At 66.5% G+C, this 21,393-nt stretch carries 25 protein-coding genes; 11 read left to right on the top strand and 14 right to left on the bottom strand.

The genetic code is table 11. The features are described 5' to 3' along the window. Positions 1-44 precede the first annotated feature (44 nt). On the top strand, positions 45-950 hold the full coding sequence (locus QZZ33_RS04360) for an A/G-specific adenine glycosylase (RefSeq protein WP_291378428.1): 906 nt from the start codon (positions 45-47) through the stop codon (positions 948-950). A gap of 54 nt (positions 951-1,004) precedes the next feature. After that, the gene (locus tag QZZ33_RS04355; protein ID WP_291378427.1) at positions 1,005-1,886 is read left to right on the top strand and encodes a DUF2510 domain-containing protein; all 882 of its coding nucleotides are present in this window, start codon (positions 1,005-1,007) and stop codon (positions 1,884-1,886) included. A 10-nt stretch (positions 1,887-1,896) separates the two neighbouring features. On the opposite strand, the gene QZZ33_RS04350 is transcribed toward QZZ33_RS04355, so the two are convergent. Together QZZ33_RS04350 and QZZ33_RS04345 are read right to left on the bottom strand one after the other, a co-directional pair. Then, positions 1,897-2,913, bottom strand: a complete 1,017-nt coding sequence (locus QZZ33_RS04350) for an aldo/keto reductase (protein ID WP_291378425.1) — start codon at positions 2,911-2,913, stop codon at positions 1,897-1,899. Between the two features lie 21 nt (positions 2,914-2,934). After that, positions 2,935-4,032, bottom strand: coding sequence for a hypothetical protein (locus QZZ33_RS04345; RefSeq protein ID WP_291378424.1), 1,098 nt, complete (start codon positions 4,030-4,032; stop codon positions 2,935-2,937). A gap of 147 nt (positions 4,033-4,179) precedes the next feature. Between QZZ33_RS04345 and QZZ33_RS04340 the strand changes: the two genes are divergently transcribed. Next, positions 4,180-4,554 carry a DoxX family protein gene (locus QZZ33_RS04340; protein ID WP_291378423.1) on the top strand — a complete coding sequence of 125 codons (375 nt, stop codon included), beginning with the start codon at positions 4,180-4,182 and terminating at the stop codon, positions 4,552-4,554. A 74-nt stretch (positions 4,555-4,628) separates the two neighbouring features. Here the strand turns inward: QZZ33_RS04340 and QZZ33_RS04335 are convergent, their stop codons facing one another. After that, a complete protein-coding gene (locus QZZ33_RS04335) occupies positions 4,629-7,196 on the bottom strand; it encodes an ATP-dependent Clp protease ATP-binding subunit (protein WP_291378422.1) in 2,568 nt (855 codons plus the stop codon). Between the two features lie 200 nt (positions 7,197-7,396). Here QZZ33_RS04335 and QZZ33_RS04330 point away from each other — a divergent pair, with 200 nt between their 5' ends. Together QZZ33_RS04330 and QZZ33_RS04325 are read left to right on the top strand one after the other, a co-directional pair. Next, on the top strand, positions 7,397-8,008 hold the full coding sequence (locus tag QZZ33_RS04330) for a hypothetical protein (RefSeq protein WP_291378421.1): 612 nt from the start codon (positions 7,397-7,399) through the stop codon (positions 8,006-8,008). Beyond that, complete coding sequence (locus QZZ33_RS04325; protein WP_291378420.1) at positions 8,005-8,235, top strand: helix-turn-helix transcriptional regulator; 231 nt, start codon at positions 8,005-8,007, stop codon at positions 8,233-8,235. Before QZZ33_RS04330 ends, QZZ33_RS04325 begins: the two co-directional genes overlap by 4 nt. Before the next feature lie 6 nt (positions 8,236-8,241). Here the strand turns inward: QZZ33_RS04325 and dtd are convergent, their stop codons facing one another. The 8 genes from dtd to QZZ33_RS04285 all read right to left on the bottom strand — a co-directional run bounded on the left by dtd (position 8,242) and on the right by QZZ33_RS04285 (position 12,996). Further along, entirely contained in the window at positions 8,242-8,667 is a 426-nt protein-coding gene (gene dtd / locus QZZ33_RS04320; RefSeq protein ID WP_291378419.1) for a D-aminoacyl-tRNA deacylase, read from the bottom strand. 6 nt (positions 8,668-8,673) lie between these two features. Next, entirely contained in the window at positions 8,674-9,021 is a 348-nt protein-coding gene (locus QZZ33_RS04315) for a DUF2516 family protein (protein WP_291378418.1), read from the bottom strand. A gap of 73 nt (positions 9,022-9,094) precedes the next feature. Next, the gene (locus QZZ33_RS04310; protein ID WP_291378417.1) at positions 9,095-10,240 is read right to left on the bottom strand and encodes a folate-binding protein; all 1,146 of its coding nucleotides are present in this window, start codon (positions 10,238-10,240) and stop codon (positions 9,095-9,097) included. A gap of 25 nt (positions 10,241-10,265) precedes the next feature. After that, positions 10,266-10,802 (bottom strand): FABP family protein, encoded by a 537-nt coding sequence (locus tag QZZ33_RS04305; protein WP_291378416.1) that lies wholly within the window; start codon positions 10,800-10,802, stop codon positions 10,266-10,268. A gap of 165 nt (positions 10,803-10,967) precedes the next feature. Then, positions 10,968-11,324 (bottom strand): DsrE family protein, encoded by a 357-nt coding sequence (locus tag QZZ33_RS04300; RefSeq protein WP_291378415.1) that lies wholly within the window; start codon positions 11,322-11,324, stop codon positions 10,968-10,970. Position 11,325: 1 nt separating this feature from the next. Beyond that, entirely contained in the window at positions 11,326-11,772 is a 447-nt protein-coding gene (locus QZZ33_RS04295) for a DUF4395 domain-containing protein (protein WP_291378414.1), read from the bottom strand. A 50-nt stretch (positions 11,773-11,822) separates the two neighbouring features. Further along, entirely contained in the window at positions 11,823-12,260 is a 438-nt protein-coding gene (locus QZZ33_RS04290) for a thioredoxin family protein (protein WP_291378413.1), read from the bottom strand. 1 nt (position 12,261) lies between these two features. Beyond that, positions 12,262-12,996 carry a hypothetical protein gene (locus tag QZZ33_RS04285; RefSeq protein WP_291378412.1) on the bottom strand — a complete coding sequence of 245 codons (735 nt, stop codon included), beginning with the start codon at positions 12,994-12,996 and terminating at the stop codon, positions 12,262-12,264. Between the two features lie 56 nt (positions 12,997-13,052). Here QZZ33_RS04285 and QZZ33_RS04280 point away from each other — a divergent pair, with 56 nt between their 5' ends. After that, entirely contained in the window at positions 13,053-13,769 is a 717-nt protein-coding gene (locus QZZ33_RS04280) for a response regulator transcription factor (protein WP_291378411.1), read from the top strand. A gap of 117 nt (positions 13,770-13,886) precedes the next feature. Further along, positions 13,887-15,191, top strand: coding sequence for a Na+/H+ antiporter NhaA (nhaA, locus tag QZZ33_RS04275; RefSeq protein WP_291378410.1), 1,305 nt, complete (start codon positions 13,887-13,889; stop codon positions 15,189-15,191). A gap of 5 nt (positions 15,192-15,196) precedes the next feature. On the opposite strand, the gene nth is transcribed toward nhaA, so the two are convergent. Continuing rightward, positions 15,197-15,883: an endonuclease III gene (gene nth, locus QZZ33_RS04270; protein WP_291378408.1), complete on the bottom strand. Its 687-nt coding sequence runs from the start codon at positions 15,881-15,883 to the stop codon at positions 15,197-15,199. Positions 15,884-15,979: 96 nt separating this feature from the next. On the opposite strand from nth, the gene QZZ33_RS04265 reads away from it, so the two are divergent. Both QZZ33_RS04265 and QZZ33_RS04260 read left to right on the top strand, forming a co-directional pair. Next, complete coding sequence (locus QZZ33_RS04265; protein WP_291378406.1) at positions 15,980-16,387, top strand: hypothetical protein; 408 nt, start codon at positions 15,980-15,982, stop codon at positions 16,385-16,387. After that, entirely contained in the window at positions 16,380-17,072 is a 693-nt protein-coding gene (locus tag QZZ33_RS04260; protein WP_291378405.1) for a Crp/Fnr family transcriptional regulator, read from the top strand. The genes QZZ33_RS04265 and QZZ33_RS04260 overlap by 8 nt, the downstream gene beginning before the upstream one ends. A 19-nt stretch (positions 17,073-17,091) precedes the next feature. On the opposite strand, the gene QZZ33_RS04255 is transcribed toward QZZ33_RS04260, so the two are convergent. After that, complete coding sequence (locus tag QZZ33_RS04255) at positions 17,092-17,559, bottom strand: RidA family protein (RefSeq protein ID WP_291378403.1); 468 nt, start codon at positions 17,557-17,559, stop codon at positions 17,092-17,094. Beyond that, complete coding sequence (locus QZZ33_RS04250) at positions 17,556-17,708, bottom strand: DUF4177 domain-containing protein (RefSeq protein ID WP_291378402.1); 153 nt, start codon at positions 17,706-17,708, stop codon at positions 17,556-17,558. Before QZZ33_RS04250 ends, QZZ33_RS04255 begins: the two co-directional genes overlap by 4 nt. Positions 17,709-17,796: 88 nt before the next feature. Here QZZ33_RS04250 and QZZ33_RS04245 point away from each other — a divergent pair, with 88 nt between their 5' ends. Beyond that, entirely contained in the window at positions 17,797-20,385 is a 2,589-nt protein-coding gene (locus QZZ33_RS04245) for a penicillin-binding protein (RefSeq protein ID WP_291378400.1), read from the top strand. 6 nt (positions 20,386-20,391) lie between these two features. Continuing rightward, the gene (locus QZZ33_RS04240; protein ID WP_291378398.1) at positions 20,392-21,291 is read left to right on the top strand and encodes a metallophosphoesterase; all 900 of its coding nucleotides are present in this window, start codon (positions 20,392-20,394) and stop codon (positions 21,289-21,291) included. Positions 21,292-21,393 lie beyond the last annotated feature (102 nt).

Here is a 21,393-nt window from a genome sequence, read left to right as displayed (position 1 = left end):
ATGCACTCACCGTAGCCGGGGTGAGCGCTGGAACAATGAAGGCCATGCCGTATCCGCCACACTCCGAACGCCTCGACGCGACCAGGGTTCGCGCCGTCGCGACGTGGTACGACTCGCACGCGCGGGACTTGCCGTGGCGGCGGCCGGAGTGCAGCGCGTGGGGCGTGCTTGTGAGCGAGGTGATGCTGCAGCAGACCCCCGTGGTCCGAGTCCTTCCCGCCTGGGAGCGGTGGATGGAACGCTGGCCCACCCCAGCAGACTTGGCATCGGCCACTCAGGCCGACGCGGTGCGGGCGTGGGAGCGCCTCGGCTATCCCCGCCGGGCCAAGCGCCTGTGGGAATGCGCGCAGGCACTCGTGGAGCGGCACGACGGCGCGGTCCCCGCCGACGCCGACGCCCTGCTCGCCCTTCCAGGCGTGGGCGACTACACGGCGTCGGCCGTGCTCACCTTCGCGTTCGGACACAGGGCGGTGGTGCTCGACACGAACGTGCGACGGGTCATCGGACGGGCGTGGCGTGGGGTGCCGCTGCCAGGCCCCAGCGTCTCTCGGGATGAACGCGAGCTTGCCGCGAAGGTAGTTCCCGCCGAGGTTGCAGATGCGGTGCGGTGGGCGGCCGCGTCCATGGAACTGGGCGCGCTGGTGTGTACTGCGCGCGCGCCGCGCTGCCAAGACTGCCCTCTGGTCGCGACGTGCGAGTGGGTCGCGGCAGGATCGCCCGGCCTCGCCGATGCGCCGCGCCGCACGCAGGCGTGGCACGGCACTGACCGGCAGGTGCGCGGGCGGATCCTGGCGCTGCTGCGCGCGTCGCCCGACCCCTTGACAGTGGCCGGGAGTGCGATGCTCGCCGACGTGGAGCCGGGCCAGATTGACCGTTGCCTCCACGGGCTCGTGGTCGATGGGCTCGTTGCGTTGGTGGACGCCGAGCGTGGCCGTTTCGCCCTCGCGTGAGCGAGCGGTATCTTGAGGGGGCGCGGCCACCGAGGGCGGTGCTGAGGAGGGGACATGTCAGCGGCACCCGGGTGGTACGACGACCCATCGCAGCAGGGGAATCTGCGGTACTGGGACGGCCAACGATGGACCGAGCACACCCACGTGAAGCCAGCACCGGCTCCGACGCCTCAGGCCTACGCGGCAGCCCCTTTTGCGCAGGTTTCCGAGCCCCGGCGCGCGCCAGGCACCGGCGCGATCGTGGGGATCGTGGCGGCAGGCGTGGTGTTGCTTGGCCTCATCGCCGGAGGCATCATCTATTCCCTCAGCGGGCCTTCGGACGAGCCGGGCGAGGTCGACCTGGCCGTCATATCGCCAATAGCGACTCCCACGGACGAGCCAGCGGACGAGCCAGCGGTCTCCGACGCCCCTACGGAACCGCTGGCAGACCGTGAGGTTCCTGACGGATACGTGCAATTCGATCACCCTGACGTGGGCGTCTCCTTTGTGGTGCCGCAGGGCTGGACGGACAAGTCCGCTGAGATGGCCGAGGGCATGGGCGACGAGCCCGTGGTGACCGTGGGAGAGACGGTGACCCTTGTGGGGGCGTGGTTCCCCCGCAGCCCCGCAGGGGAGGGGTCAGAGGCGGTGATCGTGCTCCACTCACAACTAGATTTCGACGTGTCGCCAGAGCTCTACGCCCAGAACACTCGGCGTGGATTCGAGCAGACGTCAGGCGACGTGGAGTGGTCGGAGGCCACGTCCTACGTCAACTCGCAAGGCGAGGAGGTCACCATGTTCACTGCCACGCCAGTGGAAACCTCGTTCATGGTGCGCACGGACATCTACCTGGTAGGCGAGGGTAGGTCCAACGTCTTTGTCGAGTGCATGGAGTACGTGGAGTCCGATCGATGCGCCGGTATTGACGAGATGATCGACAGCCTCACTGTGAATTGATGGGGAGCGGCTAGAGCCACTCGGTACCGTGCACCGCGTACGGCTCCACAGCCGCGATCTCGTCCTCTGACAATGGATCGAAGCTCAGCGCGGCAACGTTGTCCCGGAGTTGCTCGACGCTCGACGCACCGATGAGCGCGCTCGTGACACGGTCGTCACGCAGCACCCATTGCAAAGCCATCTGCGCGAGCGTCTGCCTGCGCCCCACCGCGATGTCGTTGAGTGCACGCGCCCTGTCCAGGTAGGTGTCCGTCAGGTTCTTCTGCGACAGGAACTGGCTGTGGGTGACCCGCGACCCTTCGGGGACGCCCGTGAGGTAGCGGTCGGTCAGCATGCCCTGCGCGAGCGGCGAAAACACGATGGAGCCGACGCCCTCTCGCCCGAGCACGTCGAGAAGCCCCTCTTCCGGGCGGCGATCAAACATCGAGTAGCGGGGCTGGTGGATCAGTAGCGGCGTGCCCAGGTGACGCAGGATGCGGATGGCCACCTCGGCGTCGTCCGGTCCGTAGTTCGAGATGCCCGCGTACAGCGCCTTGCCAGAGCGGACCGCCTGGTCGAGGGCCATCATCGACTCCTCGATGGGCGTGTCGGGGTCGGGACGGTGGTGGTAGAAGATGTCCACGTACTCGAGCCCCATGCGCTTGAGCGACTGATCGAGTGAACTGAGCAGGTACTTGCGGGAACCGAAGTCGCCGTATGGTCCCGGCCACATGCCGTAGCCGGCCTTGGTGGAGATGAGGATCTCGTCGCGATACGGCGCCAGGTCGCGCTTGAAGATGCCACCGAAATTGCGCTCCGCACTTCCGGGTGGCGGACCGTAGTTGTTGGCGAGGTCGTAGTGGGTGATCCCCATGTCGAAGGCGGCCAGGATGATGTCGCGCTGGCGTTCTAGCCCTGTCGCATCGCCAAAGTTCTGCCACAGCCCCAGACTGACCGCGGGGAGGCGGATGCCGGAACGACCGCATCGGCGATAGGTCATGGAGTCGTAGCGGTCTTCAGCGGCGGTGTGCGGCGTGTGAAGGGTCATGCTTTCAGCCTAGCGAGGTGCCTAGCCCACGTCCGATGCGCGCTTGACCACGGCCTCGCAACTACCACCCGTGTCTTTCACATATGCGATCCACTCGCCGCGCATCCGCCACGGCCCGCAGTGGGCGTCCTCGATCCATACCCATGACCGGTCGCTGCGTCGCACCAGCGAGGTGCCGCCAGCGGTCTGCTCGCCTTCCCAGGAGCCCACCAACACGTAGTCGGGGCCAAGCAGTACCTCGCCAACCAGGGCCTGGCCCGGCTCGCCGATTGCCCATACCTCACCGCCTTGGAACAAGGTGGCCTCGCGCCCCGCATCCGCCGAGCTGCTCACGACGGCCGCGTAGGAGGCTCCGCAAGACGTGGTGGGGGCGCCCAGTCCCATCGAAGCCGGGTAGCTCACTTGCGTCATCGTCGGCGCCTCGCCCGCTGGCAGAGAGACCACCCACTGGGTGCCTGCTCCCTCATCCAAGGCGCCGATCGTGAAGGCGCGTGCATCAGGGGGTGCGCACAGGTCACGGTGCACCCACGCGACGCGACCGATGTCGGTGGCGACCAGCTGAGACTCTCCCGACGCGGTGTCGATCAGCGCCAGGGCGTCGCCGCTAGCGGTCGCGGCCACCAGGCGGTCGCCCGCTACATGGAGTTGATGGTCCACCGTATCGAGGCGGTCGCCGTCAACGGTCGGCGACGGCACCTCGGCGAGGGGCCCCGCGACGGACCCTGCAAAGTAGTGGGTCTCGCTGGCACTGGCTCCGGTGGCGCGAAGCTTTACGGCGGCGGTGCCGTCGAGGTCGCCCGTCACCGTCCACGCGACACCGGGAGTCTCTTGGGCCTCGAGCAACGTGGTGCGGGTGCCCTGCTGGGTCTCGACCACGATGCCAGGGCGTTCGCCTTCCGGATACGGGTCGGCCCGATAGGGGTCGCCGGTGTGAGGGTAGACCGCGTAGAGCGCGCTGCCGTCCGCGTCGATGGCGAGCAACAACTCGCCAGGCCCGTCCTGACCGCCCGAGCCGAAGAGGGTGCCCTCGGGGCCAAAGGTGTCCCACACGAACATCGCGCCTAGCCCAAGGAGAAACGCCATGCCGCCGACGATGGCGGCGCGTACCCGCTGAAGCATCCAACCAGACTAGCGCTGGCCGCGGGCACGCCTGACTGCTCGCCAAACACTGCGAGGGAATGCGCCAGCCCCAGCGTCGCGTTGGCCAGACAACCGTGGTGACGTGTTACCACATCGGGGTGGCACAGGACCATTCAAGGAGATGACATGAATATCGCACTGTGGATCGTGGCGAGCTTGACCGCCGCAGCCTTTCTGATGGCCGGCATGATGAAGATCAGCCAGGGCAGGAGGGTGGAAGAGAAGGGAATGGCTTGGGCCAGGCACTACTCCGACTCCGCCATCCGCGCCATCGGCACCGCCGAGGTCGCTGGCGGGCTTGGGCTGATCCTTCCAGCCGTGACAGGGATTGCGACGTGGTTGGTTCCGGCGGCCGCCCTAGGGCTGGTCCTCGTGATGATCGGCGCGGTGTCCCGTCACGTGCGTGATGGCGACGGACCTCGAGTTTTCGCTCCCGCGATGATGCTCGGCATACTGGCTGTGGCTGTGGCCGTCGGTCGCATTTGGGTGGCGCCGTTCTAGCCCTGGCTGAAATGCGTGACACGACAAGGCCCCGGCTCCCTTGTGGGAGCACGGGGCCTTGACGTGGTGGAGGGTTAGGACTCCTTCGAGTCGCCCTCGTCGTTCTTGGCTGAGCCGTTGGACTTCTCGGCGGTCGCTGGCACCGGGTCGGTGGTGATGGGCTCGCCCACCACGGCGTCCCTGTCGATGCCCTCGAACGTGAACTCGCCCAAGACGCCGTCGCCGTGCGCGTCGACGCGGATGATCTGGCCGGACGTGATCTCGCCGAACAGGATCTTCTCGGACAACGGGTCCTCGATCTCGCGCTGGAGCGCTCGACGCAAGGGTCGCGCACCCAGGACTGGGTCGTAACCGCGTTCGGCCAGCAACCTCTTTGCCTTGTCCGTGAGCTCGATGCCCATGTCCTTGTCCTTCATGCGCTCGTCCAAGCGGGCAACCATGAGGTCCACGATCTGGATGATCTCGTCTTGAGTGAGCTGCGGGAACACCACCACGTTGTCCACGCGGTTGAGGAACTCTGGCTTGAAGTGCTCCTTCAGCTTGGAGTTCACCAACTTGACCATCTCGTCGTACGTCTGGCCGCCCTCTTGAGCCATCGCGAAGCCGGTCGCCTGACGCTTGGAGATCGCGTCGGCACCCAGGTTGGTGGTCATGATGACGATGGTGTTCTTGAAGTTCACCTCGCGGCCCTGAGCGTCTGTCAGCTTGCCGTCCTCCAGGATCTGGAGCAGCGAGTTGAAGATGTCGGGGTGGGCCTTCTCGACCTCGTCGAACAGGACAACGGAGAACGGCTTGCGACGCACCTTCTCGGTGAGCTGTCCGCCCTCTTCGAAGCCGACGTAGCCGGGAGGGGCACCGAACAGACGCGCCACCGTGTGCTTCTCGCCGTACTCGGACATGTCGAGGCTGATGAGCGCGTCCTCGTCACCGAACAGGAACTCGGCGAGCGCCTTGGCCAACTCCGTCTTTCCGACGCCGGTGGGGCCGGCAAAGATGAACGAACCACCCGGACGCTTGGGGTCCTTGAGCCCGGCGCGCGTGCGGCGGATCGCCTGCGACAGCACCTTGATGGCCGCTTCTTGGCCGACGATCCGCTTGTGCAGCTCGCCTTCCATGGCAAGCAGCCGAGACGACTCGTCGGAGCTGACGCGAGCCACCGGCACGCCGGTGGACATCGCGAGCACCTCGGCGATCAAGTCCTCGTCCACCACGGCGGCGATGTCAAGGTCGCCAGACTTCCAGGCCTGCTCCTTCTCGGAGCGTTCCTCGGTGAGCTTGCGCTCGACGTCGCGCAACGACGCCGCCTTCTCAAAGTCCTGCTCGTCGATTGCCGATTCCTTGTCGCGGCGCACGTTGGCGATCTTCTCGTCGAGGTCGCGCAGTTCTGGGGGGCTGGTCATGCGACGGATGCGCAGGCGCGCGCCCGCCTCGTCGATGAGGTCGATCGCCTTGTCCGGCAGGAATCGGTCGGAGATGTAGCGGTCTGCCATCTGCGCGGCGGCCACGATGGCGTCGTCCGTGATGGTGACGCGGTGGAACGCTTCGTAGCGGTCGCGCAGGCCCTTGAGGATCTCGATGGCGTGGCTGAGTTCCGGCTCCGGCACCTGGATGGGCTGGAAGCGGCGCTCGAGCGCGGCGTCCTTCTCGATGTGCTTGCGGTACTCGTCAAGAGTGGTCGCGCCGATGGTCTGGAGCTCCCCACGCGCAAGCATCGGCTTCAGGATGGAGGCGGCGTCGATCGCGCCCTCGGCGGCGCCAGCACCCACCAGGGTGTGGATCTCGTCGATGAACAGGATGATGTCGCCGCGCGTGCGGATCTCCTTGAGCACCTTCTTGAGGCGCTCCTCGAAGTCACCGCGGTAGCGAGAACCGGCCACCAGCGAACCCAAGTCCAAGGTGTAGAGGTGCTTGTCCTTGAGCGTCTCTGGCACGTCTCCGCGCACGATCGCCTGGGCCAGTCCTTCGACGACGGCGGTCTTGCCGACGCCCGGCTCGCCGATCAGCACCGGGTTGTTCTTGGTGCGTCGGCTGAGTACCTGCATGACGCGTTCCATGATGAGCTCGCGGCCGATGACAGGGTCGAGCTTTCCTTCGCGCGCGGCTTGCGTGTAGTTCCGGCCGAACTGGTCGAGCACGGTGGAACCTGCGGGTGTGCCCTCTTGGGGTCCACCAACGGCGGCACCCGCACCGGCGGTCTCTTTGCCCTCGTAGCCGGACAGCAATTGGATGACCTGCTGGCGCACGGAGCTCAGCTCCGCGCCAAGCTTGCCGAGCACCTGTGCCGCGACCCCTTCGCCCTCGCGAATGAGGCCGAGCAGGATGTGCTCCGTGCCGATGTAGTTGTGGCCGAGTTGCAGCGCCTCGCGCAGTGACAACTCGAGAACCTTCTTGGCGCGCGGCGTGAAGGGGATGTGACCGGAGGGGGCGTGCGAGCCCTCGCCGATGATCTCTTGCACCTGCTCGCGGACGCCGTTGAGGGAGATGTCCATCGCTTCGAGCGCCTTCGCTGCAACGCCTTCGCCTTCGCGCACCAGGCCGAGCAGGATGTGCTCGGTGCCGATGTAGTTGTGGTTGAGCATGCGCGCCTCTTCTTGGGCGAGCACCACCACACGACGGGCCCTGTCAGTGAACCGTTCGAACATCTTCAACCTCCTCGGCCACGAGGGAGTAGTCCTCGGGGCGTGTCATCAGGCTAACCACGTGCCTCGGTGCGCGATGCCCATGTTCGCGTTGGGCGTGAGAGTTGTTACCGCAGCGAGATCAGCGGCCGACGCCGGTTGACGGGGACGCCGACCGTATGTATCGTTTATCAATAACAACGACAAACGATAAGGAGTTCACCGTGAACAGCCCATCTGCTCCGCTCAAGCGCAGCGAACGCATCAGCCTCTACTTCTCTGCAGCAATCGCGATCGCGGCCATCGCCGCCGGTGGCGCGGCCACCGTGATTCGACTCATGGAGGTCGCCCCCGGCCACGACATCCCCGTGCTCGTGCCGCTCGCGGACGAGCAGGCTTCGCTGCCTCTTGGCCCCGACGGCGCCCCGGTGACAGTGGACGTCGAGACCGCCACCGTCGTCGTCGCCGACCCCGCGCCCGCCACCCTCTTCGCCCTGTGGGCCCAGCCCATCGCCCAGTTCCTCGTCATCACCGCAGCCATGGTGATCGCGGCCGCGTTCATGGTGCGCCTTGCCCGCGGCCGGGCCTTCGAGCGCGGAACCGCTGGCCTCGCGTACGCGGCTGGGGCTGTCATTGTGGGCGGCTGGTTCGTGGACACGATCCTGACCGCCATGACCACGAATGGCGCGATGTCCGCCACGAGCGACTACACCTACGACGCCGCTCTCTTTGAGGTCACGTTGGGTCCCGTCATTGCCGTCTTGGTGATCGCGGCGGTAGGCGTGGCCCTGCAAATTGGAGAGCGACTGCAGCGCGAGACAGAGGGTCTCGTATGAGCCCCGCGGAGTCGGAGCACACCGGCATCCACTGCCGTCTCGACGAGCTCCTCGAGCAGCGGGACATGACGCTCACCCGGCTCAGCGAGACCGTGGGTGTATCGCTCGTGAACCTGTCGGTGCTCAAGAACGATCGCGCGCGAGCCATCCGCTTCTCGACCCTCGTGGCCATCTGCGAGGCCCTCGACTGCGAGGTCGGCGACCTGCTGGTCCGTCAGGCGCCGTAGCGCCGCTCAGGCCTCGAGCAGGATCGTGATCGGGCCGTCGTTCGTGAGGCTCACCTCCATGTGTGCGCCGAACACCCCTGTGCCCACGGTGAGCCCCCGCTCGCGCAACGCGTCCACCACGGCGTCGACGAGCGGCTGGGCCACCGGGCCAGGGGCCGCCTGGTTCCACGTGGGGCGGCGGCCCTTGCGGGTGTCCGCATACAGGGTGAATTGACTGACGACGATGACGGGGGCGTCTTCGTCAGCGACGGAGCGCTCGCCATCGAGCAGGCGGAGATCGGCGATCTTGCGGGCAATGGTCTCGGCCTGAGCTGGACCGTCCTCGTGGGTCACGCCCACGAGCGCGACGATGCCCTGGCGGTCAAAGGCCGCGACCTCCCGGCCATCGACCACCACTGAGGCGCGCGACGCCCGCTGCAGCACGGCGCGCATCGGCCGCTACCAGCCGCCGGTGTTGCGGGTGTTGCGGCCGCCGCCAGAGGGGCCCTTGCGATGGGGCCCCAGTGCTGGCTTGACGCCCACGTGGTAGACAATCACGGCGACCGCTGCGGCGAGGCCGACGATGCCGAATGGCCCTGAACCCCCTCCTAAGGGGAACGGCAACGAGATGAAGAGGAGTGCCGTCGCCACCACGAGGATCACCACCCACAGCGTCTTGGTCTGCTTGCTGGCGCTCACAAAGGCCTCGTTGGAGCGTCGGGACGCGTCCACAAGGCCCCAGATGGCGGCACCGAAAGCCGCGTAGGAAATCGCGGCCACGACCAAGAACTGCAAGAACGAAAACATCCCTTACCTCCGCGGGCCACGCTATCTCATCCGTCGAAGCCGAGAATGCTGGTCCGCGCGGCCTTTCGGCACGCTACATGTCCCCGCCATCGGCGGCGCAGCCCTTGCCCATCAGCAGTCCCTTGGTGGTGGGGCCAGGCTTGGGCGGCCTATCCGCAGAGAAGCCCTCCGCGTTCACGATGATCTCTTGAGCCGCGTCGATCGGCCCGTCCTCGCCCTCCACGTGGAGGGGCGCCCGCGGGTCGGTGGACCGCTTGAGCACGGCCAGCGCGATGGGTCCCAGTTCGTGGTGCCTCGCCACGGAGGTGACCCGCCCGGCGGGCTTGCCGTCGGAGGCCAGCGCGATAGCGGCACCCAGCGCGGGCAGGTCTGCGCCGGAACCGTCGAGGTGCAGCATGGTCAGCCTGCGCGGCGGTCGGCCCACGTTGTGGACCTTTGCGACGGTTTCTTGACCGCGGTAGCAGCCCTTGTGCAGGTGCACTGCGGTGCGCAGCCAATCGAGCTCGTGCGGAAGGGTGGTCTCGTCGATCTCTGTCGCGGAGCGCGGACGATGCGCGGCGATGCGGAGCGCTTCGCTCGCCCAGGTGCCCGCCAGCCGGGCGCCCGCAGCGACGCGGACGTCAATCTCCGCGTCGAGTTCTGCACGGGGGACGAGCGTGAGGCGCCACGGCCGCTCTGCGGGTTCGGCGCTCGCGGCATCCGTGTACGACGTGCCACCGGGGCCGACGTGTGGCCACGGGTCCACCCACGTGACCCCTGCGTCGGCGCCCCGCTCCGCGCTGGGCTCGCCAATCGCGGCCCAGTCGGCCGTGGCATCGGCGACCTCGACGCGCAGCATGAAGCGCATCCGGTCAAGGAAGGAGGCAAGCCCCTCAGCAGTCTCGGTGATGAGCCACGCGGTCTCGCCGTCGTCAACGGCGGCGGCCACGTGCTCGATGCGACCCTGCGGATTGAGGATCATCAACTCGGTGGAGGCGCCTGCCGCGAGCGTCGCCACCTCTTGAGAGGTGAGCGAATTGAGCCACGTCAGCCTGTCCGGCCCGGTGACGGTGACCACGCCAAGGTGGGACTGATCGACCACCGCAGCGCCAGCCTCGAGCGCCCTCTGTTCAGCCGTCGGATCCCCGTAGTGCCACGCGACCCCCGCATCGGGGCCGGTGGCTGCCACCGCGCCTGGGCGCGAGAGCAAGGGAGAAGAGGCAATGAGTGCGGAGGTCATGACAGGTCAACGACCGGGCGGGCCGTCACGATTCCTCGATGCGAGACATCCGGCCCGATGCGTAGCTACGCAGGTCGTTTCCAAAGGCCGCAATGTCGAAGGCGAACATGAGTTCCCCGCCCACGTGTCCGTACAGTCGGGAGGCCCCACCAACGTCGGGGGCAGATGCCGAGCGCGCCATCAGGTCCGACGCGAGTTCGATCTTGCCGTTGCCCACCGCGCCGATCAGCAACGCGATCGAGCCGGACGCATCAGCCAGCATCAACTCCACCGGGTACAGGTTCTCGCCCAGTTCGAGCCCCTCTGGCGCCTGGGGCGGCACGCGCCAGTAGCCCTGCTCGCTCGACCACACCGGGCCGCGCTCGCCGTCTGCGCCCACCACGGTCCACGTGGAGCGATAGATCAGGTACGGGCCGCCATCGTGCTCAAACGACACCTCAGACCTGAACTCCGTGCGCGGGATATCGGGGTACTCGATCACTCCGTGTCCAGACCACGAGCCGACCAGCCACGCGAGCGGATAGACCTCCGGCGCGAGATCGTCCGGCAGTGTGAACGTCACCGCTTGGGGGCCTTCAACACGCGCCACAAGACGATGCCGACAATCCACGCCGTCGCGCCAAAGGACGCGATGGCCAAAGCAGTGAAGGTCGCTTCGAGTGCAGTCATGGTCTCTCCAGTGTAGGCAGGGCCGCTCAGGTCACCAACGCGTAGGCGCGCCGACGGGTCAGTACACCAGCGCAGTGGTGTCAGGGTCCAAGCTCTCCGACACGAAGGCCGCTGAACCCGCGATGCGCACTCCCTCGAGCAGGTCGCGCGCTCCGATGTCCCGGCGCTGCACGCACTGCGTGCACACCGTCACGGTGCCCGCGGCAAGTACGGCCTCCCGCAAATGTGACAGCGGCGGACTGTGTGGCAACTCCACGTCCGCGACGCCAGGCATGGCCTGAAACACCGCATCCCCCGTGAGCCACAGGCTCACGTCCACACCAGAGGCGGCAGCGGTGGCTGCCACGGTGAACGCCTGCAGCAGCGTCTCGGGGCGCTCGGCACCCCACGTGCACTTGACCACCAAGCGCGGCACGTTACGCAGCCTTGCTGGTGGCGCGCTTCATGAGCAGGTAGATCTCGCAGCCCGCGCAGAAGCCGAACACGCCATTGAGGAACGATGCGATTGCCACCAGCGCGGCGAACACGTAGTAACCGGCGTCCGCACCGACAAGGCCAAGGATGAGCCCGGCCGCCGCCATGACAAGGCCCATTTGCTGGGCGAAGCGTGGGGGGCGGAAGCTCTCGGTTTCGCTCGGCGGACCGAGACGCGGTCGTATCAGCGTGCGGAACAGCCAGGACTGCAACGTGACCTGGGGGCCAATGGTGGCGCCGGGCACAAACATCGCGGTGAGCACCGCCACCACCACGATGCCGGCGGTGTTGGCGCCGACCACCAAGGCGGTGAGCGCGACGGCGAACGTCACGAGCGCGCCGAATCGGTATCCGCGCGGGTCGATCTGAATGTCAGACGTGGGGGACACGAGACCTCCTGGGTAGGCTGGACATTCTATCGGGGTGGGCGTGTGCGGACCTAGATCGAGTACTCGCCTGGCGGCGGCAACTCGTCCAGCGCCTCGCGGGCCTGCGCCTGCGTGGGGGCGCCATTCATGCGGGCGACCACCACGCCGTCGGCGTCGAGCACCAACGTGGTGGGGGTGCGCATGATGTCGAGGCGACGCGCGAGGTCGAGCCGCTCAGACGCGTCAATCTCGATGTGGACCACGTGCGGATACTCCTCAGCCACCCGCAACAGCAGGGCGCGCGTGGGTGGGCACTTCGCACAGATGGGCGTGGAGAACTGGACGAACGTGGCACGCAAGCCGCGGGGTGCCCCCAAGTCCTCCGGTGTGAGCGCCCCAGGAATATGAACGCGCTGCACCCGGCCCTGGCGGCGAGACCACCACACGTACACGACCGCGCTCGCGGCCAGCAGCACGAGCACCGCAATGAGTCGGACAAGCACGTCCACGTCAGCCCACCAGCAGTCGGCCGCTCAGATACACGAGCACGCCAGCCGACAGCACAGGAGTGATGCCGGAGGCGATCGCGGCCAAGGCTCTGCGCGGCGCGGGCTCCCGATTGGTCAGTTCGGTGACGACCACCACGGAGGCAGCACCGGCCACGCCCACCAACGCGCCACCGGCCCAACTGATCGAGTCGAACAACTGCCCCAACGCGGCGCCAGTCAAGGTGCCAAGGGCCAGAGCGATCAGGGCGTTCGTCGTGGGACGTTTGGTGATGACCACGGCCAAGCCAGCCACCGCGATCGCGGCCGCGGCCGCTACCACCAAGTCCGTCGCACCCGCGGTCCGGTTCGCGGCCACCCAAGCGCCGGCCGACACCGCGACGAGCGCCCCGGACATCATGCCGGTGACGGACGTGACCGCGCGGCCGGGGGGCGAAGGGAAGAAGACCTCGGCGGCCAAAGAGAGCAGCACTGCCGCTCCAGCGGCCGCCACGGCATAGCGCAAGTACGGCTCACCGCGGCCCACGCCGATCGCGACCACCGAGATCGCGCCCGACGTGGCGATGATCACGGAGCTGACTCGGCGGCGGTACACCCGCAACAGGCGCGGCCACCCAAAGGCGGCCACCACGATCAGAGCGCTCACACCCAGAGCGAGATAACGGGTGCCATACAGGCCCGTCACCGCGACGACGGTAGCGGCAGCAAAAGTCGCCGTGGCACGCGTCGAGGGGTTCACGCGCGTAAGTCTGGCACGAGTGCTAACGGTAAGGTAATCCCAACCTGGAGGTAGCCATGGCAGACCTGCTTGTGCTGACGCCGTCGACAGACGGTGCCGCAGCGGTGCTGCCCGCGTTGGCCTTGCTCAGCCACCGGACCCGGGTGGTGGCGCCCGAGCCGTCTGCGATGATCGACGCCCTCGACGCCGACGTCTTGGTGGTGGATGCCCGCAACGATCTGGCTGAGGCACGCAACAATTGCAGGCTCGTCCAGGTCACCGGGGTGAAGGTTCCCCTCCTGCTTGTGCTCCGCGAGGGCGGGATGTCGATAGTCACCGCCGAATGGGGGGCCGACGACGTGGTCCTCACGGACGCCGCCCCCGCCGAGGTCGAGGCGAGGGTGAGGCTCTTGTTGGGAAGAGCGTCGTCCGTCGATCCCCTAGAAAAGGCCGCCGAATACCAATCGGGCGACCTCACAGTGGACGTGGGTGGTTACACGGCGCGACTTAAGGGCAGGCCCTTGGACCTCACGTACAAGGAGTTCGAGCTCCTCAAGTACCTCATGCAGCACCCAGGGCGCGTCTACACCCGCGACCAGTTGCTTCAAGAGGTGTGGGGCTTCGACTACTACGGCGGCACTCGCACCGTGGACGTCCATGTGCGACGGCTGCGCGCCAAGCTCGGTGCCGAACACGAGCAGCTCATTGGCACCGTTCGCAACGTCGGCTACCGCTTTGACCCGCTGCCAGTGAAGCACGCGGCTGATCCCGCGCCGCGCTCGGCGAACGCCTAGATCGAGCGGGGAAGCGTGCGCGTCACCCTGGCGTTGAGGACAGCATCCGCACCCACAACGCTAGATAGGCTAGGACACGCCAACGTTGGTCTAGCCCCACAACGAAAGTAGGTTCCGATGGCCCGCTCCCGCGCCGCCAGGCTCTTTAGCCGCCTGACGCCGTCGACGGAGGAGACCCTTGCGGACGTACTGCGCACGGAGCGTGCCGGCGGCGTCCTCCTGCTGATCGGCACCGCGGTGGCGCTCATCTGGGCGAACTCGGGCTGGGCCGACATGTACGACACCGTGAAGAACACGGCGATCGGGCCGGAGGCGCTCCACCTTGACTTGGCGCTCGAGACGTGGGCCAAGGATGGCCTACTCGCCATCTTCTTCTTTGTGATCGGCTTGGAACTCAAGCGCGAGATCGTGGCTGGCGAACTTCGCAAGCCGTCCACGGCCATCGTGCCGATCGTCGCGGCGGTGGGTGGCATGCTCGTGCCTGCCGGTCTCTACGTGCTGGTCAACCTTGGGGGCGAAAGCGGTTCGTTGTCGGGGTGGGCCGTGCCGGTCGCGACCGACATCGCGTTTGCCGTCGCCGTTCTCAGCATCGTGGGCCGATGGCTGCCCAACGCCTTGAGGGCCTTCCTGCTCACGCTTGCGGTGGTCGACGACCTCCTCGCGATCATCATCATCGCGGTGTTCTTCAGCGATAGCTTGGCGTTCGCGTGGCTGGGGGCCTCTGCCCTGTGTATTGCACTGTTTTGGTTCCTGATCCGCAAGGGCATTACGACGGCCTGGGTGTTGGGGCCACTGGCGTTGATGGCCTGGGGATTCATGCATGAGTCGGGGGTGCACGCCACGATCGCGGGAGTCGCGCTCGGACTGGCTGTCCCCGCCATCGCCAGAAAGGGCCAGGACGACAGCCTCGCAGAGCATTGGGAACACTGGTGGCGGCCCATCTCGGCCGGAGTGGCCGTGCCAGTGTTTGCGCTCTTCGCCGCCGGAGTCGTCATCGACGGCGCCGCCATCTCTGTTGCCGCGTCGGACCCCGTGGCGCAAGGAGTGGTGGCTGGCCTCGTGATCGGCAAGCCCCTGGGAATCCTCCTGTTCACGTTCCTCGTGGCCACCTTCACGCGGGCGTCTCTCGATCGCGGCCTCAGTTGGTGGGACGTACTGGGCATGGCGTGTCTGGCAGGAATCGGCTTCACCGTGTCGCTTCTCATCGGCGACCTCGCGTTCGACGGCGAGCGCGTCTCCGAGGTGAAGATGTCTGTGTTGGCGGCATCCCTGCTGTCCGCGATCTTCGGCTCCGCGATCCTGATGTGGCGCGACCGGTTCTACCGGTCCGTGTTCGAACGGCGTTCCACGCCAGTGCCCGATTCTCCGCATGCCAAAGAAATGGCGCACGAGCGGGAGCTCGAAGAGCACGGTCGTTCTTAAGCGTCTCAGCCGACGCTTCCTGCAGAAGGACACCAGCGGGCGATCTCGCAGCCGCCGCAGTCGGGCTTGCGCGCCGTGCAGCGCCTGCGTCCGTGAAAGATGATGCGGTGTGACCACAGCGTCCACTCGCGCTTCTCGATGAGCGCCATGAGATCGCGCTCGACCGCCACAGGGTCGTCGTTGACGGTGAGGCCAAGGCGCCGTGAGAGCCGCCCCATGTGAGTGTCGACGGTGATCCCTGGCACGTTGAAGGCGTTGCCCAGCACCACGTTGGCGGTCTTGCGGCCCACGCCGCGCAATTCCACCAGATCTCTCAAGCGGCCGGGGACCTCTCCGTCGTACCGGCGCACCAGGTCGGCGGAGAGCTCCAAGAGGGACGACGCTTTGGCGCGGAAGAAGCCCGTGGAACGGATGAGTTCCTCGAGTTCTTCTCGCGGCGCCGACGCCATGGAAGCGGCATCGGGGAAGCGAGCAAAGAGGGCGGGCGTGACCTGGTTGACGCGCACATCCGTGCACTGCGCAGACAGCACCGTCGCGACGAGCAATTGGAAGGCGCCCGCGAAATCGAGTTCGCAATGGGCGTGGGGATAGGTCTGCGCCAGCGTGCGGTTGATGGTTCTCGCCCGCCGCACCAGGCTCACGGTCGGCGCCTCGTTCGCGACCGCGACCGTGAGTGTCCCGCGAGTGGCCATGTCTCAACTGTAGGTGGGACTCAAGGCTCGCCGGTGTGACGCCGATACAGTTCACGACCGGCAATCCGCCGGCGCATGGCGCGAAGGGCGGTGTCCGTGGCACTCAGTAGTGACGCTGCGCTCGCACAGTTGCGCCACCAGCGCCGCGAGATGCGCCGAGAGCTGGCCCGGATCCGGTGGTGGCTGCGCCTTCTTCTGGCGCGTCGCGACCTCTTGGTGGCGCAGGTGGCCCCTCCGGGAGAGACAGGCGCGATCGATCTTGACTCCGCATGGGAGGCGCTGGCGGCCGATGCCCCCACCTCCGCAGAACTCGCTGCAGCAATCTGGACAGAGGCCCCACACCGGATTCCCGGTAGCATCGAGCGCATCGACGCTCTGACCGCGCGTCTTGAGTCATATGAAGCGCGAGTCAGTGAGAACCTGGAGACTGTGACGGGCGACATGGTGAAAGCAATGGGCGAGGCGCATCGGGCGTCGTTGACACCGAGGATGAGCCATGCCTGAAAATCCTCGCGAAGAACAGCTGCTGCGTTCCGCACCGCTCTTTGGCGGAATGGACGCCGAGAACGCTCGCTCATTGATTGCCATGATGGTGCGCCGTGAAGTGTCTCGCGGTGAGACCCTGTTCCGCGAAGGCGACGACGGCCACGCCATGTACGTCCTCGTGCGAGGCAAGGTGAAGCTGGCCCGCACCGCGCGCGACGGGCGCGAGAACCTCTTGGCGCTGCTTGGTGTCGGCGACATGTTCGGTGAACTCACCGTGTTTGACCCAGGCCCACGCATGTCGCGTGCCCACGCCGTGGAGGACTCGATCGTGTACGAGCTTGCCAAGGACACCTTGGATGTGTGGCTCGACGATCACCTCGACATGAGCCGCCACATGCTGAGGGCGTTGGCTCAGCGCATCCGCCGCACGTCCAACACGATGGCCGACCTCATCTTCTCTGACGTTCCCGGACGCGTGGCCAAAGCGATTCTCGACCTCGGCCACCGCTTTGGACGGATGGAGCGCGGGCACGTCACGGTGCGCCACGGCCTGACGCAAGAGGAACTCGCCCAGTTGGTGGGGGCCTCGCGAGAGACCGTCAACAAGGCGCTCGCGGACTTTGCGTCTCGCGGCTGGATCGACGTCCACATTGGTGCCGTTGAGGTGTACGAGCCCGAGCGTCTGCGGGCCCGCTCGCGCTAGACCCTGGGGCCGGTGAGGTCTACGGCTTGACGGCTACCGTGAGTTCGATCTCCACGGGTGCCCCGAGTGGCAAAGAGGCGACGCCGACGGCGGAGCGCGCGTGGCGGCCAGCGTCACCGAAGACTTCCGTGAGCACGTCAGAGGCGCCGTTCACCACGGCTGGCTGTCCGACAAAACTCGGCGCCGATGCGACAAAACCGGTCACCTTCACCACCTGGGTGATCGCGTCGATCCCGCCCGCTGCGGAGGCGGCGGCGGCGATTGCGTTGAGCACGGCGGTGCGCGCACAGGCCGCGGCGACCTCCGCGGTGACCCCGCCGTCGGCGCCCACGATGCCGGTGGCCTGCAAGGCGCCATCCACGAACGGAAGTTGCCCAGACGTCGTCACCAGGTCGCCATAGCGAAGGGCTGGTACGTAACTGCCCACCGGGGCCGCAACCTCCGGAAGCGTCAGGCCCGCTGCAGCCAAACGAGCGGAGTGGGTCACGAGGTGGGCCGCTTCAGATACGCGACGATCCCGCCGGTCGGGCCAGTGACGATCGAGACCAGTTCCCAGCCGTCTGAGCCCCACTGGTCAAGGATCTGTTTGGTGGCGTGCTCGATGAGCGGAACGGTGGCATACTCCCATGTGGTCATGCGAAGAGCCTAACCCCGGCAAGGAACCCGGAGGGGTCGCCACACGTTTGCTCTCCAGTCCGCCCGCTTCACGACGTAAGGTTCTCCCATGGGACTGTTTACTTCCGACCGCGCGCGCCGCGACGGACGCGTCACGATTGTTCAGTTCGTGACCTCGCTCGCTGGCTTCCTGCTGTTCTCCGTCATGGGCGGGGTGCTCGTAGCCGGGCTCGCGCTGCCAGCGGTCACCGTGGGCGGTCAAGCCGTCAACGGCACGGCCACGGTGTTTGAGTCACTGCCGGACGAGTTCAAACAGACTGAGCTGCCGCAGGCGTCTTCCATTTATGCCTCCGACGAAACGACGCTGCTGGCGACCTTCTACACGCAGAACCGTGTGGTAGTCCCGTTGGAAGAGATTTCGCCGTGGATGCAGAAGGCCCAGATCGCGATCGAGGACAAGCGCTTCTGGTTGCACAACGGAGTCGACGGCGAGGGTCTGCTGAGCGCCGCCGTTGAGAACGTGAGTACTGAGGACACGCGTGGTGCGTCGACCATCACTCAACAGTTGGTGAAGAACACTCTGCTTCAGGCGGCGGAGGCCATCAGGGATGAGGCGGAGAGCCGCGAGGCCATTGAGGAGGCGACCGAGGTGTCGCTGGCCCGCAAGATCAGGGAGTGGCGCCTGGCGCTCGCCTACGAGGAGCGGCTCAACGAGATCTACGGCACCACGTGCTCCGAGGACCCGGTCGTTGACTGTGGCAAGGAGCAGGTGCTCCAGCAGTACCTCAACATCGCGCAGTACGGCCCCCGCCTGTACGGCGCCGAGGCCGCCGCGCAGTTGTACTTCGGCATTCATGCGAGCGAGTTGAATGCGATCCAGGCGGCGTCCATTGCGGGTATCACCCAGAACCCGACCAAATGGGATCCGCTGAAGGGGCTCGACGAAGGCGACTTCACGGACATCACATTCCGTCGCGACACCGTGCTCAAGGTGATGCGCGATCAGGGTCTCATCACGCTTGCCGAGTACGTGACGTACATCAACACGCCGTTCGAGTCGACGCTCAACGTCTCGTACCCCAAGTTCTCATGCTCGGCGTCTGACATTGCCCCGTTCTTCTGCGACTACGTGACCAAGGTGATCGCAAACGATCCCGCATTCCAGGGCGAGGGGACGCAGTTGCTCTACAAGGGCGGCCTCAACATCGTCACGACACTCGATCCACGCATGCAGGTCGAGGCGAATGCGGCCTTGCTTGCCGAGATCCCCGTGAACGACGAGTCGGGCCTTGAGAACGCGCTTGTCGCCCTCGACGTGACGAACGGCAACATCCTGGCCATGGCTCAGAATCGCTCGTTTGACCCGACGTCCAAGGAGCCGTATTCCACGGCCATCAACTATGCGGTGGACCGTGAGTACGGCGGCTCGCGAGGATTCTCCCCAGGTTCTTCCTTCAAGCCGCTCGTCTTGGCGGAGTGGCTCGATTCTGGACATCCCCTCATGCAGACGATCGATGGCGTTCCGCGCTTGTGGGAGGCGGACTCGTGGCGCGCGAACTGTCCGGAGGGCGAGAACTACGCCAGCCCATACAAAGTGAGCAACTCGTTGGCGTCTGAGAACAAGCAGATGTCGGTGCTGACCGCGACCACGCTCTCGGTGAACACTTCCTACGTGGCGATGACCAACCAGTTGGACCTGTGCGAGATCAGGGACATGGCGCTGACGCTCGGGTTCCACCGCGCGGATGGGCTGGACTTCCAGGTCCTTCCGTCATCGACGCTCGGTTCGCAGAACGCCTCGCCACTGACGATGGCTTCTGTGTATCAGACCTTCGCCAATCGCGGCATCCATTGTGAGCCGCGTGCGATCCTCTCGATGACCAAGCTCGACGGCTCCGAGGTGACGCTTGAGGACGGCACCCCGATCGAACCTCCAGGCGTGAGTTGCGCGCAAGCGATCAGGCAGGAGGTCGCAGACGGTGTCACCTATGCGCTGACCCAGGTCATGACCTCCGGTACCGGCAAGCGGCTCGGCATCGGTCGCCCCTCGGCGGGCAAGACGGGCACGGCCCAGAACAACACCCACATGTGGTTTGTGGGATACACGCCGCAAGTCGTGGCCGCCGTGTGGAGCGGTAGCGCGGACGCCGACATCCCCTTGCGATTCATGAGTATCAACGGGAGGTACCAGAGGTATTGGTACGGCGCCGACATCTCAGGACCTGCCTGGCAGACCTTCATGTCCAAGGCAATAGCGCCGTACGGGGTGGTCGGTCTCCCCTCAGCGTCAGACTCCATGATTAACGGCGTCAATTTGAGGGTGCCGGACGTGGTGGGCCTCTCCGAGAAGGAAGCGCACTGGGCAATCAATGACGCTGGCTTCCAATACGCCAAGTCAGCCCAACCGGTGTATCAGCCTGGAGTTCCCGCGGGCCAAATAGTCCAGCAGTCGCCTGTCGCCGACGCGACAATGAGGGCTGGCGGCACCGTGACGTACTACATGTCCACCGACGCGTTGCCCGGCTGGTGGCACAACTGGCCTGCCGGTTGGAACCCGAACGTGGCGCCAGCCGACTGGTGGGGAGGCGCGTGGCCGCCACCCGACTGGACCCCGAATAACCCGTCGCAGGGGTGGAACCCCAACCCAGAGCCAGACCCGGACCCAGAACCGACCCCTGAGCCCACTCCCGGGCCCTAGGGCGAGATGAATCGAGCCATGGCGGCCGCGCTGGGCATCGGCGCGGCCGGGGCGGCGTGCGTGGCGTGGGGGTTTGCGGAGGCTCACGCCTTCACGACACGCAGGGTCACGGTGCCACTGCTCGCGCCGGGCAGTGCGCCGGTGCGGGTGCTACACCTGTCCGACCTCCACCTGACCCCGGGCCAGCGAGACAAGATCGCTTGGACCGCGTCGCTCGCGCACGAACGACCAGACCTGGTGGTGGTCACGGGTGACAACCTTGCCCACGTTGATGCCGTCCCTGCGTTGGCCGAGGCGCTCGCGAGCCTGTTGACCGTCCCCGGGTTGTTTGTGTTCGGGTCCAACGACTACTACGCGCCCCACCTGAAGAATCCCTTCGGATACTTCGCGGGACCCTCGAAGGCGCGTCACGCGCAGGTGCGCCTGCCTACCGAGAGACTGCGCAGCGTGTTCCTTGAGGCGGGATGGCACGATCTCAACAACGCGAGGGCGGTTCTCGATGTGGGAGGTCTCGCCGTGTCTGCGGTGGGCATGGACGACCCGCATATCGAGCGGGATCGCATGCCGTCACCGGACACTGGCGAACGGGGGCAGCTACACCTTGGTGTGGTGCATGCGCCCTACCGCCGGGCGTTGCAAGAGCTTGCCGCTGACGGCGCGGACCTCATGCTCGCCGGACACACCCACGGTGGGCAGGTGTGCGTGCCAGGGTTTGGCGCTCTGGTGACCAATTGTGACCTGGATAGGCGCCGAGTCAAGGGCCTGTCTACCTGGCCGGGCGACGGCACCGGAGCGGACGACGCGTGGCTTCACGTGAGCGCCGGAGCTGGCACATCTCCGTTCGCACCGGTGAGATTCGCATGCCGACCGGAGGCGACGGTGCTCACCTTGACGGCGAGGGAGTAGACGCTAGGCGGGCGATTTCGCTACGGGGTGTCCGGTCGGATATCCTAGGCAGGCTTTTCACGGGGTGTGGCGCAGTTTGGTAGCGCGCGTCGTTCGGGACGA

This window comes from Demequina sp. (assembly GCF_016278775.1).
GTDB lineage: Bacteria > Actinomycetota > Actinomycetes > Actinomycetales > Demequinaceae > Demequina.
This window is presented reverse-complemented; position numbering and strand designations above follow the sequence as displayed.

Coding starts and splice junctions, on each gene's coding strand:
- QZZ33_RS04310 (WP_291378417.1), bottom strand. CDS start 10,240: ATGACCTCCGCACTCATTGCCTCTTCTCCCTTGCTCTCGCGCCCAGGC.
- QZZ33_RS04350 (WP_291378425.1), bottom strand. CDS start 2,913: ATGACCCTTCACACGCCGCACACCGCCGCTGAAGACCGCTACGACTCC.
- nth (WP_291378408.1), bottom strand. CDS start 15,883: ATGGCCACTCGCGGGACACTCACGGTCGCGGTCGCGAACGAGGCGCCG.
- QZZ33_RS04345 (WP_291378424.1), bottom strand. CDS start 4,032: ATGCTTCAGCGGGTACGCGCCGCCATCGTCGGCGGCATGGCGTTTCTC.
- QZZ33_RS04340 (WP_291378423.1), top strand. CDS start 4,180: ATGAATATCGCACTGTGGATCGTGGCGAGCTTGACCGCCGCAGCCTTT.
- QZZ33_RS04335 (WP_291378422.1), bottom strand. CDS start 7,196: ATGTTCGAACGGTTCACTGACAGGGCCCGTCGTGTGGTGGTGCTCGCC.
- QZZ33_RS04360 (WP_291378428.1), top strand. CDS start 45: ATGCCGTATCCGCCACACTCCGAACGCCTCGACGCGACCAGGGTTCGC.
- QZZ33_RS04250 (WP_291378402.1), bottom strand. CDS start 17,708: ATGACCACATGGGAGTATGCCACCGTTCCGCTCATCGAGCACGCCACC.
- dtd (WP_291378419.1), bottom strand. CDS start 8,667: ATGCGCGCCGTGCTGCAGCGGGCGTCGCGCGCCTCAGTGGTGGTCGAT.
- QZZ33_RS04280 (WP_291378411.1), top strand. CDS start 13,053: ATGGCAGACCTGCTTGTGCTGACGCCGTCGACAGACGGTGCCGCAGCG.
- QZZ33_RS04245 (WP_291378400.1), top strand. CDS start 17,797: ATGGGACTGTTTACTTCCGACCGCGCGCGCCGCGACGGACGCGTCACG.
- QZZ33_RS04355 (WP_291378427.1), top strand. CDS start 1,005: ATGTCAGCGGCACCCGGGTGGTACGACGACCCATCGCAGCAGGGGAAT.
- QZZ33_RS04315 (WP_291378418.1), bottom strand. CDS start 9,021: ATGTTTTCGTTCTTGCAGTTCTTGGTCGTGGCCGCGATTTCCTACGCG.
- QZZ33_RS04260 (WP_291378405.1), top strand. CDS start 16,380: ATGCCTGAAAATCCTCGCGAAGAACAGCTGCTGCGTTCCGCACCGCTC.
- QZZ33_RS04325 (WP_291378420.1), top strand. CDS start 8,005: ATGAGCCCCGCGGAGTCGGAGCACACCGGCATCCACTGCCGTCTCGAC.
- QZZ33_RS04240 (WP_291378398.1), top strand. CDS start 20,392: ATGAATCGAGCCATGGCGGCCGCGCTGGGCATCGGCGCGGCCGGGGCG.
- nhaA (WP_291378410.1), top strand. CDS start 13,887: ATGGCCCGCTCCCGCGCCGCCAGGCTCTTTAGCCGCCTGACGCCGTCG.